Raw genomic sequence first — 13474 nt, 5'->3', positions numbered from 1 at the left:
TCGACCGGATCGAACCAGCCCGATTTCCCGGGTTGTCGCATCCTGCAGCAGCTCCACCTAGCACCGCCCCCACACCATGTCAGCGAAACGCATCGCCCGTCCCCTTCATCGTCGCCTTGCCTTATGGCTCGTCGTGCCCTTGCTCATTTCCCTCAGCACCGGGATCTTCTACCGCGTGGGTCGCTCCTGGTTCGGCATGGAAAAACCCACCGGGCAGCGAATCCTGGATTTTCATACCGGGATGGTGCTCGGCGAGACCGTCTCACTGCTCTACACTGCCTTCACCGGGCTTGGCCTGCTCCTGCTGGCGATAAGCGGCGCGCGGCTACTGTTTGCCTCCCGTGCTTCCCGCGGTGCGCGTGGCCGCCACCGCCTTGTTGCCTGGGTGTTGCTGCCGCCGTTGATCGCGACGTCGGTGACCGGGCTCGGCTACCATTTCGGAGGGCACTGGTTCGGTTGGGAAGAGGGCACGCTGAAGCTGCTGATGAACATCCACCAGGGAAGCTGGCTCGGCCCCACCCTGCGTCCTTTCTATATCCTGCTGGTTGGCGGAGGTCTGCTGATGCTGATCATCACCGGTATGGCCATGCTCCGCCCAAAAGGAAAGTCCACGAGGCCCAAGGCGTAGGGTTTCCATGAGTGGCGGTAGTCCCCGCCATTCCACATTCATGCGTTTCCATCCACTTTCCGTCAGATGGATCAGAGGGACGGTGAGGCCGGTTCGACTTCATTATGACCCCATGCTTGCAGGGTTCGCGGATTGCCCGCGATAGGGGGGCTTGTCTTCTTGCAGGAAGTGCTTCGCGCTTGAGTGATGGACCGGAAAAGGTAGCGTGAGCGGCAGGTATCCGCTTTCGGTTTCGCACCCCGCGGGACGAGCATCAGGTCTCTCACCATGGCTAAACTCTACTTCTACTACGCTGCGATGAATGCGGGCAAGAGCACCGTCCTCCTGCAATCGAGCCATAACTACAAGGAGCGTGGGATGAACACACTGCTACTAGCGCCTGAGATCGACCAACGTGCCGGGATTGGGAAAATCGCTTCGCGCATCGGCTTGGAAGCAAACGCAAGGACTTTCAGCCAAGACGACGACCTGCACGCCCTTGTCAGGTCGACCGATGCCACGCCGCCCATCGCCTGCGTGTTGATCGACGAAGCGCAGTTTCTGACTCCGCCGCAGGTGGAGCAACTGTGCCAACTTACGGACGACACCGGCATCCCGGTGCTTTGCTACGGCCTGCGCACCGATTTCCAAGGCAAGCTCTTCCCTGGCAGTGCGGCGCTGTTGGGTTGGGCGGACAATCTGATCGAGCTGAAGACGATCTGCCACTGCGGCCGCAAAGCCACGATGAATCTCCGAACCGATGACAATGGAAATGCGATCAAGGAGGGTGCCCAAGTCGAGATCGGCGGCAACGAGCGCTACGTCTCCATGTGCCGGAAGCATTTCCGCGAAGCGATGCGCTGATCCCATTGTCTTGTCCTGGCTTGAGGCGAGCCACGGACACTTTCCGTAAGACCACATTTGATGTGGGCCGATCGCGGAATGAGACAGCTTCGCCTTGCCATGATGGTGTGATCCGGATTATGTCCGAATCACATTTATGCTGATCGGACTTGAAGCCGCCGCCCGCAGGCAGGCAATGATCGCCAGTATCTGGAGTGTGATCTCATGGGCGGTTCTTGTCGGATCCTGGTTTGTGAGTGAGGAGGGTATCCCGGCCTTTTCATGGGGGGTGACCGTTGCCATTTCGCTGGTGGTTCCTTTTGTGGTCCTGCTCACGCTGCCGTTGGGGAAAATTGCCGATCGCTTGGCCAGGCATTTGAAACCCGAGCCGCCGTCTCAACAGTTTGACAACGTCGTCACCGAGATCGCCATCGCCTTGGTGGAGCCGGTCGAGAGCATCCAGACCTACCGGTGTGAGGTGCCCAATATCGCGATGTTGCCATGTTCGGACCGCGAGATCGTGGTGGCGACCACAGGGGCGCTGGAGGAACTGTCCCGCTACGAGCTTCAGGCACTGGTTGCGGCGCAGTTCGCGGGAATGCGGAACCGATGGTGCCGCATGGCGACACGTGCCGAGATCATGTGGTGGGCGATTCCGTGGTTTTTCCCGATCGGTTTGTGCGGCCTGGCGCTTGACCGCCAGGTCGCGATGGTCGTTGCGTTCTGCTTTTTATTTGTCTGGGCGTTCATGCCCCGCAAGACGGAACACGCACGCGATCTATGTGCCGATATCGTTGCGGTGCGTACCACGTTCGATCCCCAGTCCCTCGCCAGCGCCATGCGGAAACTTGCCGAGCATGCCCAGGCCGCGACCCAGATCAGATTCGGAGCATGGTATCTGCCAACGAATCCGTTCCTCGTGCTTCCCAAGCGTCATGGATCAAAGACCACGGTCAACGGCCGTTCCTGGACCCAGGCGGAAGAGGTGAGGATGGAACTCTTGCTCCGCGCCGACCGTGCCGAGGCGATGGCGAAGGGCGGCAAAGCAAGCGATTTCACCGGACGGGAGTTCTCCAGGCGGTGGGGAAAATTGGGCAAGTGATCTGCCTGAATGTGCTTGGTTCCCGCTATTTCAAATTTCCCCCTCGCCGGAGGAAAGGCCGTTTGCCAAAAGTCCTTGCCGAAACGGGATTGGATCACGTTCTGGATTTGTGCCGCTGTTCGGAAATGATTTCACAGTTCCTGCCTTCTCGGCAATTCCTTTTGGCAAAAGGTCTAAGCGGTGGGTCGCGAGATGTGGAAGAAGTGCCAAGTGATCAGTGGGAAGAGGTTGGTGGGGTTCAGTTTTTTAGGGAAAAGGGGAGTAAGGCAGTCGCAAGTGGATACGAGGGGGTGGATCTTTTGGCAGGCTGGGCGACCGACGGTTTGCTTTTGGGGTCGGGGAGAAGGAGCGGTTCCGACCTTGATGCGGATGATGGAGAATTTTGGGGCGGATGTGGCCTGTCGGTTGGAGGCGGATCGGAAGGTCGGAGTCCGGAGCGGGTTTTGCAAACCAAGGAGCGTATCACCAACAGGATGCATGATCTGGGGTAGTTCATGAAGGGGTTGCTGCAGCGTTTCACCCAATGTTCAACGGCTGGCACAAGAGCGGACGGGGATCCTGTGGGCAACGCTCCAAGAGAGTGATCGTGGAGAACGGCAGGCGCGCGTGTGAGAGCCTGCGGTAAGCCCAGCATGTCCGGAGCGGCGGATACCCGGAAAAAGACACCGTTGAACTATGGTGTCGCAGGTTTTTGGTTGCCAATCTGCCGAGGCAGAGGCTAGGTTTCCCCACTCCAAAGCCTCGGTAGCTCAGTTGGTAGAGCAGAAGACTCTTAATCTTTTGGTCCTTGGTTCGAATCCAAGCCGGGGTACTTCCTTTTTCAGGAAGGGGCGGCAAGGAGGCAGGGATCAGCTGTCGGCGTTTTCCGCCTTGTCGAGCACCTCGACCTTCACGGGCACGACACCGCGGTTGACGAAGCCGAGCTTTTCGGCGGTGCCGATGGTGACATCGATGATGCGACCCTTGATGAACGGGCCGCGGTCGTTGATGGTGACAACCTCGGACTTGTTGTTGGCCATGTTGACAACCCGTACCTTGGTGCCCATGGGAAGGGTCTTGTGGGCGGCGGTCGGGGCGTTGTTGCAGAGGGTTTGGCCGCTGGCGGTCTTGGTGCCGTAGTTGGTCTTGATGGAATACCATGAGGCCTTGCCGTGCTGGACGGATTTGACGCGGTATTCGTCCTTATTTACCTTGGACAATGCGACAGAGTTCGCGTTTCCGGTGTCGGCGCAGCTTGGGATGAGGGCGAGGCCTACGAAGGCGATCATCGCGGATCTGAATTTCCGTGTGTGTTTCTTCATGGTTTTGGTGCCCGTGGGCGGGCATTCCTTAATTCGATTCGATATCATTGGCAATCAAAAAAAGAGGTTGATTTCGTATCGCCGATGGGAATGTGGGTTCGGTTTCGTAAGGCAAGTAAAATCAAACGGTTATGAAAAATTGGTGAAGTCAATTCTGTAAATCTAAGGGCGTCGCGATGCCGGTTTACCCAATGAGATGTATGGGATTCCCGGACTGGAAAGCCATGATGTTTTCCGCAGTGATTTGCATGAGTCGTGCGCGGGCTTCCGCTGCGGCCCAGGCGATGTGGGGCGTGAGGGTGAGGTTTTTTGCGCGGAGGAGTGGGTTGGTGCCGAGGATGGGCTCGGCGGAAACGACATCGCAGGCGGCACCGGCGATTCGGCCGGAGTTCAGCGCGTCGGCCAGCGCCTGCTCGTCGATGAGCGGGCCGCGGGCGGTGTTCACGAGGAAGGCGGTGGGTTTCATTTTCGCGATGGCGGCCTCGTTGATCATCCCGTGGGTCTCGGTGGTCAGGGGGCAGTGGAGGGAAATGACGTCGGATTTTTCCAGGATCTCCTCGATGGATGCCCACTCGAAGGGGAAGGTGGTTTCGGCGGAGCGGGAGCGGGAATGGCCGAGGATGTTCATCTTGAACGCGGCTCCCAGCTCGGCGGTGCGCTGGCCGATGCGTCCGAAGCCTATGATGCCGAGGGTTTTCCCTGAGAGCTCGCGGAAATTCGGGTTTTCCCAGAAGCAGAAGTCCTTCGAGGTTTCCCATGCGCCTTCGTGGGAGAGGGTGCTGTGGAAGGCGGGGCGTTTGTAGAAATCGAGCATGAGGGAGAAGACGAACTCCGCTACGGCATCGGTGGAGTAGATCGGGACATTGGAGACCGGGATGCCCTTTTCCGCGCAGTATGCGGTGTCCACGATGTTGTAACCGGTCGCGAGGACGGAGATGAATTTGAGATTGGGGAGCTGCGCCAGCGTCTCCGCGGAGAGCGGGCACTTGTTCGTGAGGATGATGTCCGCGCCTTTCGCGCGTGCGACGATTTCATCGGTCGGGGTGCGGTCGTGGACGGTGAGTTTGCCGAGGGCTCCGATGGCGGTCCACGGGTTGTCGCCGGGGTTGAGGGTGTGCCCGTCGAGGACTGTGATGTTCATGGCACGAGGGTCTGCCGAAGAGGCCCTGGCATCAAGATGGAAGGAGAGCATGGCTGCCGGGCAGCAATACGCAGCGCCTTCTTGCGCGGTCAGGGGATTTTGTAGAACGGGTTGGGGAGCTTGTAGGTGCGCTCGGAATAGCCGCCCTGGAGGTCGCTTTGTTGGTCGCCGAAGTTTGCGACGATGGTGTAGCCCTCCTCCGTGAGCTGTTTGCGGGCGCGGGATTTGAAATCGACGGCGGATTCGGACGGGGTGTTTTTCCGGGGCGCGGGGCGGAGGATGAGTCGGTCGTATCTTCCCATGCCCTCGTTGCGGAGGTTGCGGTGGGTGGCTGCGCGGGAAAGTTCGGTGCGGCCGGTCAGGAAGACGACCTTGTAGCCGAGCGCGCTGGCGGTATGGTAAATCTCGCGGATCGGGGTTAGGGCGGGGGCATCGGCTTCGCCGACCCACATGTCCCACTGCGGCGGCTGGTATCCCCAGTCGGCGGTTTTCATGTGGGGAAGGTTGGAGAGGACGGTTTCATCGATGTCGAAGATGACGGTGAGGTTCTTTTCGCCGGAGGCGGCGCGGTGCCCGAGGTAGGGTTTTGCGCCGGCGACCGCGGATTCGAGATCGCGGAGATAGGTGCCATCTTCCGCGTAGGTGGTAATCCGGGTCTTGAGGTCGGAGAGGTTGGGCGGCTCGCTGCCCAGCGGGGCGCAGGCTGCGATGGCCAGTGCGGGGATGAGGTGGAGAAGCGGTTTCATCAGCATGGACTAGGGGGTGAGCTGGTCGTGGAAGATGTCGATCTTTTCCGTCTCGAAGCGGCGCAAGGCGGAGCGGAAATCGTTGACTGCCTGGTGGCGCTTGGTTGCGGAGAGGGCGGCGATGATTTCCTCGCGGCATTCGTCGATACTACGCAGTTTGGCGGCTTTCCGATCCGTGACGGTGACGATGTGCCAGCCGAGCTTGGTGCGGATGAGGGTGGGTGAGTCCTTGGGAAGGTGGAAAACAGATTCTGCGAAATCGACAGGCAGGCGCTTGCGGCTCATCCAGCCGAGGTCGCCGGCTTTTTGCTTGGTTGAGGTGTCTTCGGAGAGTTCCTTGGCGAGGGTTGCGAAGTCCTTTTTCTCCGCCTTGAGATCGGCAAGGGCCGATTCCAGGGTGGCCTTGGCCTCTTCGGATGGTTTGTTGAGGGTTGCGATGAAGATGTGGCTGGCGCGGATACGCTCCGGAACGGTGAGATCCTGTTTGTGGGTTTGGTGGAATTCCGCGATCTCCCCTTCGGAAACTTTCACCAGCGGATCGACGCGCATGGCGACGTATTTCTCCTGCTGGATCCGCGCGGCGATGCGGTTGCGGAGGGCGGTCTCATCGGCGATGCCCATGGACTTCATGGCGGCCTCGAGGTGGCCTTTGGTCTCGAACCTTGAGGCGAAGCGTTTGATCCGCTCATCGGTTTCCTGATCGGAGACGGGGAGTTCCTTGGTGTTGACCTTGGCCTTAACGCGGATCAGTTCGTGGTCGATGAGTTCGCCGAGGGCGGCGTAGGTGATGAGTTTTTTCGCATCGGGGGATAGGTCGGCAAGTTCCTTGCCCTCAAGCCAGAGACGTTCATGGATTGCGTAATCGAGCTGGGTGCGGGTGATCTGGTGGTTGAAAACCCGTGCCACCACCCCGTTCGCCTTGGCCATTGCGATGGATTCCGGGCTATTGGGATTGGAAGCCTGGATGCGCCTGTTCAGCGGGCCGTTGAAGATATAGAGATCCCCGGCAAGGTAGCCGAGCACAAGCAGGTAGGCGCCGAAGCGGAGGGAGAATTTGGTGAAGGAGTTCATGGTGAAAGCTGAAAACTGAAACGCTGGAAGACTGAAAATTTTCCCTTCTTCATTTCAGCTTCAGAGGATTTCAGATTTTATTCCCTACCGTATCTCGATGGTTGCGCCGGGCCGGATGAGGGTGGGGAGGCGGATTGCATCCCAGTTGGCGAGGCGGATGCAGCCGGCGGATTGGGAGCGGCCTATGGTTTCGGGATCCGAGGTGCCGTGGAGGCCTATGCCCGGGCGGGTGGTGCCGTTCCAGATGATGCCAACGGGTGAGTTGGGGCCGGGGGGGATCATCAGGGCGTTTTCAGAGCGCTTGCCGGTGTCGAGCAGTTGCTGGTCGTAGCGCCACCAGGGCAGTTCGACCATGTTCTTGAGCTTCCAACTGCCGAGTTCGACGAACTGGGGCTTGCCGGGGGTGATCGGGAAGGATGCGAGGAGGGCTTTGTTCGGAAGCGGGGCGGATGACAGGCCGGGATCGGAGATGATGTTGGGGCGTGGGGCGGCGGCAAAGATCCGCACCTGGTTGTTTTTCGTATCCACCACCGCATAGCGCTCGCCGAGGTCTTCGAGTTCGGAATAGGAGCGGTCGGTGAGGAGCTCCACCTCAAAGGCTTTGACGTTTGGAACGATGATTGTGTCGCGGGGTTTGAGATTGTTGATCTTGGAGGCGGAGTTGAGCGAGATGAGGTATGGGACATCGGTGTGGTAGCGCTCGGACATGAATTCGCCGATGCTGCGGTAGGACATCTGCTTGGCCTTGGCCTGCTCCGGCCTTTTGTGGGAGAGGCCGGGGTTCACCCATTTCTCCGCGGCCTCCGGCACGATCGCGACCGCATAGGGATTTGGAACGGCGGCCCGTGCCGCGATGTTTGCGGCGCGCCAGCTTTCGATGGGATGACCCTGGTTTTCGTTCCACGACCGGACGGCGAGCTCGGAGAAACGCCCGATTTTCCCATCGATCACTCCCGGGCCGAAGTTTGATTGGTCGAGAAAGATCTGGAGCCGGACGGCATCGTCGCCTGTCGGTTTTTCATCGATGCTGGCGGTGGGATCAGCCGCGGTGGCTGGGATCGGCATGGGAGCCGGTGTGGGGATTGGCAGCGCAGCGGCTTCAGGCGCTTGTGGGGGAAGCGCTGGTCGAACTGTGATGGCGGGTTGCGGTGGCTGATCCTCGAAATCCAAGGGCAGCGCCTTGAGCACGGGGCGGTCGGTGTTTTCCGTCTGGGAAAAGGCAGCGAACGGGAGGACGAGGAGAACGGTGGTCAGGAAACGCATGGTCATGCTTGGGACGGTTCGGCTGTGGTTGTGATTCAGGCTGGCACGAGGAAACTTTCCAGGCGTCCGGCGATGTCAGCGGGGACGACGGCGCTGATGAGGATGTCGTTCTGCTCGTAGTCGGTCGAGAGGACTTTCGCGTCCCTGTGGAGGAGGTTGAGAAGATCTCCGCGCACCTGGGGGATGCGGTAGTGGCAGCGGGAGACGCGGTCTGCGAGGATGTGGGAACAGGCCTTGAGCAGTGCAGGAAGCCCCTCTCCGTTGAGCGAGGAGGCGCGGATCGCATCCGGAAAGGTGCGGTCGAGGAAGGCGATCCTTTCGGGATCGCTGACTGCGTCGATCTTGTTGAGGACGGTGATGGTGGGTTTGTCAACCGCTCCGAGCTCCTCGAGGACTTTCATTGTTGTCGTTTGGAATGTTTCGATTTCGGGGGCGGTGGCATCGAGGACGTGGATGAGGAAGTCGGAGAGGACGGATTCCTCCAGGGTGGCTTTAAAAGCCTCGACGAGGCGATGGGGGAGGTTGCGGACGAATCCGACCGTATCGGTGATGAGCAGCGGCTGGCCGTCGGGTAGCTCGATACGGCGGGTGGTGGTGTCGAGGGTGGCGAAGAGCATGTCCTTGGCCATCACATCGGAGCCGGACAGTATGTTGAGCAGGGTGGATTTCCCAGCGTTCGTATAGCCGACGATGGAGCCGTGGGGGGTGTCCGTTTTTTCGCGCTCCTTGCGCTGGGTCTTGCGCTGCTTGCGGACGATTTCCAGCTCGCGCTTGCAGCGGTCGATGCTGAGGTGTGCGAGGCGGCGGTCGATCTCGATCTGTTTCTCACCCATGCCGCGCTCCGCACCGCCACCGCCGCCGGAGCCGCCACCGCCGCCCTCGCGGTCAAGGTGACCCCACATCCTGGCAAGGCGTGGGAGGGCGTATTGCATTCGCGCGAGCTCCACCTGAAGGCGGGCTTCGCGGGTCTGGGCGCGCTTCGCGAAAATGTCGAGGATGACCTCCTCGCGGTCGATCACACAGAGATCTGCGAGCTTTTCCCACTCGCGCTGCTGGGAAGGGGCGAAGCTGTTGTCGAAGACGATGACATCGCATTCGTGCGCCTTTGCGAGCGCTACGATCTCCGCCGCCTTGCCGGTGCCGCAGAGGAATTTTTTCTTCATCTCACGGGGTTTTGATAGGACTGAATCCACCACCTCGATGCCGAGGGTGGAGACGAGTTCGCCGAGTTCGATGAGGAGGGAGGCGGATTCGTCCGCCTCGTGGTCGTTGAAATAGAAGCGCACCAGGAGGGCGCGCTCGACCATTTCCGGTTTCTGCCTGACTTCGAACATGTGGTCGTGATGCTTAGCACAGCTTAGGGAATGGGCAATCGTGAATGAGCGCCTGCCACTCCCGGTTTTTTTCAATTGTCAGCTTGGTTCGCAGGGAAAGAATCGGGGCATGACGGATATCGAAGTGGTTGGGACAAGGAAATGCCAGTGGGGCGAGGGTGCGGTTTGGTGGGGCAACGCGCTGCTGTATGTGGACATCGAGGGGAAAATGATACATCGCTTCACCCCGGATACCGGGCTGGAGCAATCCTGGGAAACCGGACAGCGGGTCGGAACGGTGGTGCCGCGCGAGGGTGGGGGATTCGTCTTCGCGGGGGACGAAGGGCTGTTTTTCCTCGATGAGAAAACGGGAGACATCGCCCCGATTGGCGATCCGGAGCCGGACAAGGCGGACAACCGTTTCAACGACGGGAAATGTTCTCCGGACGGTCGGTTTTTCGCCGGGACGATCAGCCTCGTAAAAAAGGAGGGCGATGCGAAGCTCTACCGCCTCGATCCCGATTTGAGCCTCCACGAAGCCTATGGCCCGGTGACGAACTCGAACGGGATCGTGTGGTCTGCCGACGGGAAGACCTGCTACTACATCGACACCCCTCGCAAGGAGGTGCTGGCCTTCGAGTATGCGGATGGAAACCTGAAAAACCCCCGGGCCGTGGTTTCCACGGAGCATCACGAGGCCTCGCCGGACGGGATGGCGATCGATGCGGACGGGAACCTCTGGATCGCGTTCTGCCATGGTGCCTGTGTCTGCTGTTTCAGCCCGGAGAGCGGGGAGGAGTTGCGCAGGGTCAGCCTGCCATGCCTTGAGACGACGTCTTGCGCCTTCGGTGGCCCGGATCTCGGCGATCTCTACGTGACGACCGGGATCCACAAGATCCGGGTGGAGGAGCATGCGGGTCGATTGTTCCGCATCCGCGGGCTGGGTGTGCAAGGCCTGTCCGCAAACGCTTTCAAGGGATGAGGCTGATCCTTGCATCCGGCTCGCCGAGGAGGCGGGAGCTGCTGGAAAAGGCCGGCCTGCATTTCGAGGTGATCCCCTCGCCAGCCGAGGAAATCCATGACGCCTCGCTCGGAATGGCCGGGCTATGCGAGGAAAATGCCCGGCTCAAGGCGGCAGCGGTGGCAGTCCATCATCCGGAGGCGATCGTGATCGGTGCGGACACGCTGGTATTCCTCGAAGGCGAACCGCTCGGAAAACCCAAGCACACCACGGAGGCCGCTGACATGCTCCGCAGGCTTTCGGGCCGAGCCCATCATGTCTGCACCGGCGTGTGCATCTGCGGGCCGGGTGGCGAGGTGAGACGGCTGCATGCTGTGACGGAAGTCCATTTCCGGGTCTTGGATGAGGAAACGATCCGCGGATACCTCTCGAAGACCAGCCCCCTGGACAAGGCGGGAGCCTATGGGATCCAGGATCACGGGGATATGATCGTGAAGCGGATCGCCGGCCCCTATGACAATGTGATGGGGCTGCCGGTGGAGGAGGTGATCCATGCGCTTCGGGAAATGGGGTTGCCCATCCCTCCGGGATAGGCGAAGAATCGGACATGTCCCTGCCACGGCGATATCCGCTGATCTTCAATCCCCGCGCCCGCAGCCAGAAGGGCGGGAAGGCACGGCAATTCCTCATGGAACACGCGAACCGCTTCGCCCTCTACGCGACGAACACCGGGCAGGAGGCGGTGGATCTGGCGAGGAAATTTGCGGATGACGGCGAGCCGGTGGTGATCGCCGCAGGTGGCGACGGCACGCTCAACGCGGTCGTCTCGGGGTTGGCCGGGAGCCGCACGGCGCTGGGCGTGATGCCCGCCGGGACGATGAACGTCTTCGCCCGCGAGCTTGGCATCCCTTCCAACAGTCTTCCGAAAGCCTTTGAGGTCATCGAGAAAGGCCTCATCCGGGAAGTGGACCTTTTCTCCGCGAACGGAGCGCCTTTCGTGCAGATGGCCGGGGTCGGCTTCGATGCGAAGGTGATCGAGGAGACCACCTGGGAGAGCAAGAAAATGCTCGGACCGCTGGCCTATCTGCTGGCAGCCGTGAAAGTGCTCGGGGAAAAGCCGCCGAAGGTGGAGGTCACCACGGCGGAGGGCAGGCGGGAGACCGGGGTGGCTGTGCTGTGCGGGAACGGCTCGCTCTATGGCGGTCAGTTCCGGCTGTTCCGCAAAGCGGACAACACCGACTCAATGCTCGATGTAATCGTTTTCAAGGAGGCCGGTTACCGGTTCGTCCTGGATTCCCTGGCGGGCATTGCCCGCGGCGGGATCGATCTCGCGGATTCGACCGCGTATTTCCAGTCATCCGGAATCACGGTGACATCGGATCGCGAGGTGCCCGTGGAGATCGACGGCGAATGGCTGGGCCGATACAGGCAGGTGGAGTTCCGGGAAACCGACTCGCGTCTGCGGGTGCTGGCTCCGGAAGTAGCCTGCGGAACGCCGTTCATGGACACCATGAGATCCATTTTGCAATGGCCGTCAAAGCCCTTGGAGAAACCCTTGCCCCAGACACCTTGATGGCGAGGCGGAGATCAAGGCTGTTCACATGGTTCAGGCGCATCATCCTGCTCGGCGGTGTGTTGTTTTTGCTTGGGGTGGCGCTGATCGCCTACACCAACCTGCTCCCGGCCTGGGCATCGCGGGGCAGGCTTTTCGAGGATGCCGCCACGCTCCCGGCGGCGAAGGTGGGGCTGGTTTTCGGGACGACCGATAGCATCAACGGCCGGGAGAACCTGTATTTCCGCTACCGCATCGATGCCGCCGTGAAAGTCTGGAACGCGGGCAAGGTGGGTACGCTCATCGTCTCCGGGGACAACCGCAGCAAGTACTACAACGAGCCCGAGAAAATGAAGGCCGCGCTGATTGCGGAGGGCGTGCCGGGGGATCGCATCGTCTGCGATTACGCGGGGCTGCGCACCTTCGATTCGGTGGTGCGGGCGAAGGAGATTTTCGGTGCGGACACGATACTGGTCATCAGCCAGGGATTCCAGAACGAGCGGGCGATCTACCTGGCGCAGGCCTATGGGATGGAGGCTTATGGATTCAATGCGCGCGACCTGGGCTTCAGGGCGGGTTTCAGAACGAAAGTCCGCGAGGTCGGTGCGCGAGTGAAGATGTGGCTGGACATCCATTTCCTCGATACCAAGCCCACCCATCTCGGCGAGAAGGTGGAAATGCCGGAGTGATCACTCTGCCAAGCAGTAACGGACGATGGGCGAGTTCGCTTTCTCGGAGACCGCGAAGATCGTTTTCCCATCGCGTGAGATGGCGACGGCCTCCGCCTGCGCCAGGCCGTGGGCTCCGGGCTGAAGCGGTTCTACCGAAATGGCATCGGCCCATGTCGCTCCCTTTGCGCGGCGGAAAACGAAGACCCCGTGATAGGTGACGATGGCGGCCATGCCGCCGTCCGCAGAGATGTCCATCCCGGTCGGCTGGTTGCGGAATGCGATGGGTAGCACGAGGCCTCCGGCCTTGGGTCCGGTCGTCCCGACTTTCCGGGCGATGGGATGTTTCGCCGGCGCCAGCGGTAGTTCATAGACACCCGGCGGGTCGGTGCGCTTGCTGACGAGGATGATTTTCCCGCCCTCCGGATCGACGGCCACCGCCTCGCAATCCCGCGGGCCGTCCTCATACGTGAAGCGGATTTCGCGCGCAGGGCCGGTTTTTCCGGAAATGTTTCCGCCATCGGGCGGGAGCTGCGGCTCCGGGATGATGTAGAGCATGCAGGATTCCCGTTTGGATTCGTTATCCCCGGTATCCGCGATGAGGAGATATGGTTTCCCACCCAGAGTGAAGCTGGCGAGATCCTCCCAATCCCTGTTTTCCGCATCCCTCATGGTGACGGAGCCCCGGGCTGTGCCATCGGTTTCCGTAAGGTGGATCTCGGTGCCGCCGCCGCTGTCATTGATGATCCAGAGGAAGCGCGGGTCGGTGGGGGAAACGGCAAGCCCGCTGGCCTCCGTGATGGCGGGGCAGGACAGCTTCGCAACGCCCGGCTGGAGCCTGAAAGATGGCTCCGCCCAGAGGCTGGAAGCGGTCAGGAGCAGGATGGGCAAGCGGCACATGGCTGT

Annotated in this window: 14 protein-coding genes and 1 tRNA gene; 8 read left to right on the top strand and 7 right to left on the bottom strand. The window is 60.7% G+C overall.

Going from position 1 to position 13474, the window contains the following annotated elements:
- The first annotated feature begins 76 nt into the window (after positions 1 to 76).
- The 4 genes from HZ994_04715 (at position 77) to HZ994_04700 (ending at position 3363) form a co-directional block, all read left to right on the top strand.
- The gene (locus HZ994_04715) at positions 77 to 628 is read left to right on the top strand and encodes a PepSY domain-containing protein (protein QTN31652.1); all 552 of its coding nucleotides are present in this window, start codon (positions 77 to 79) and stop codon (positions 626 to 628) included.
- Between the two features lie 267 nt (positions 629 to 895).
- Positions 896 to 1471 carry a thymidine kinase gene (locus HZ994_04710; protein QTN31651.1) on the top strand — a complete coding sequence of 192 codons (576 nt, stop codon included), beginning with the start codon at positions 896 to 898 and terminating at the stop codon, positions 1469 to 1471.
- Between the two features lie 268 nt (positions 1472 to 1739).
- Positions 1740 to 2552, top strand: a complete 813-nt coding sequence (locus HZ994_04705; protein ID QTN31650.1) for a hypothetical protein — start codon at positions 1740 to 1742, stop codon at positions 2550 to 2552.
- Between the two features lie 738 nt (positions 2553 to 3290).
- Positions 3291 to 3363: transfer RNA gene (locus HZ994_04700), tRNA-Lys, on the top strand.
- A gap of 37 nt (positions 3364 to 3400) precedes the next feature.
- Here HZ994_04700 and HZ994_04695 read toward each other — a convergent pair.
- The 6 genes from HZ994_04695 to hflX all read right to left on the bottom strand — a co-directional run bounded on the left by HZ994_04695 (position 3401) and on the right by hflX (position 9408).
- The gene (locus HZ994_04695; GenBank protein QTN34320.1) at positions 3401 to 3820 is read right to left on the bottom strand and encodes a septal ring lytic transglycosylase RlpA family protein; all 420 of its coding nucleotides are present in this window, start codon (positions 3818 to 3820) and stop codon (positions 3401 to 3403) included.
- A gap of 217 nt (positions 3821 to 4037) precedes the next feature.
- Positions 4038 to 4994 carry a D-2-hydroxyacid dehydrogenase gene (locus tag HZ994_04690; protein ID QTN31649.1) on the bottom strand — a complete coding sequence of 319 codons (957 nt, stop codon included), beginning with the start codon at positions 4992 to 4994 and terminating at the stop codon, positions 4038 to 4040.
- A gap of 89 nt (positions 4995 to 5083) precedes the next feature.
- A complete protein-coding gene (locus HZ994_04685) occupies positions 5084 to 5740 on the bottom strand; it encodes an acid phosphatase (protein ID QTN31648.1) in 657 nt (218 codons plus the stop codon).
- A 9-nt stretch (positions 5741 to 5749) separates the two neighbouring features.
- Positions 5750 to 6811 (bottom strand): peptidylprolyl isomerase, encoded by a 1062-nt coding sequence (locus HZ994_04680; GenBank protein QTN31647.1) that lies wholly within the window; start codon positions 6809 to 6811, stop codon positions 5750 to 5752.
- A gap of 84 nt (positions 6812 to 6895) precedes the next feature.
- Positions 6896 to 8080: a L,D-transpeptidase family protein gene (locus HZ994_04675; protein ID QTN31646.1), complete on the bottom strand. Its 1185-nt coding sequence runs from the start codon at positions 8078 to 8080 to the stop codon at positions 6896 to 6898.
- A 29-nt stretch (positions 8081 to 8109) separates the two neighbouring features.
- Positions 8110 to 9408, bottom strand: a complete 1299-nt coding sequence (gene hflX / locus HZ994_04670; GenBank protein ID QTN31645.1) for a GTPase HflX — start codon at positions 9406 to 9408, stop codon at positions 8110 to 8112.
- A 109-nt stretch (positions 9409 to 9517) separates the two neighbouring features.
- On the opposite strand from hflX, the gene HZ994_04665 reads away from it, so the two are divergent.
- From HZ994_04665 to HZ994_04650, 4 genes are read left to right on the top strand one after another with little or no spacing between them, the layout of a single operon-like run.
- On the top strand, positions 9518 to 10369 hold the full coding sequence (locus HZ994_04665; GenBank protein QTN31644.1) for an SMP-30/gluconolactonase/LRE family protein: 852 nt from the start codon (positions 9518 to 9520) through the stop codon (positions 10367 to 10369).
- Positions 10366 to 10941, top strand: coding sequence for a septum formation protein Maf (gene maf / locus HZ994_04660; GenBank protein QTN31643.1), 576 nt, complete (start codon positions 10366 to 10368; stop codon positions 10939 to 10941). The genes HZ994_04665 and maf overlap by 4 nt, the downstream gene beginning before the upstream one ends.
- A 14-nt stretch (positions 10942 to 10955) precedes the next feature.
- Positions 10956 to 11921, top strand: coding sequence for a diacylglycerol kinase family lipid kinase (locus HZ994_04655; protein ID QTN31642.1), 966 nt, complete (start codon positions 10956 to 10958; stop codon positions 11919 to 11921).
- A complete protein-coding gene (locus HZ994_04650; protein QTN31641.1) occupies positions 11876 to 12589 on the top strand; it encodes a YdcF family protein in 714 nt (237 codons plus the stop codon). The genes HZ994_04655 and HZ994_04650 overlap by 46 nt, the downstream gene beginning before the upstream one ends.
- Here HZ994_04650 and HZ994_04645 read toward each other — a convergent pair whose 3' ends face one another.
- The gene (locus HZ994_04645; protein ID QTN31640.1) at positions 12590 to 13468 is read right to left on the bottom strand and encodes a hypothetical protein; all 879 of its coding nucleotides are present in this window, start codon (positions 13466 to 13468) and stop codon (positions 12590 to 12592) included.
- Positions 13469 to 13474: the final 6 nt, after the last annotated feature.

This window comes from Akkermansiaceae bacterium, from assembly GCA_017798145.1.
GTDB lineage: Bacteria > Verrucomicrobiota > Verrucomicrobiia > Verrucomicrobiales > Akkermansiaceae > Luteolibacter.
The sequence above is the reverse complement of the archived record's forward strand: the minus strand, read 5'-3'. Positions and strand labels throughout refer to the sequence as shown.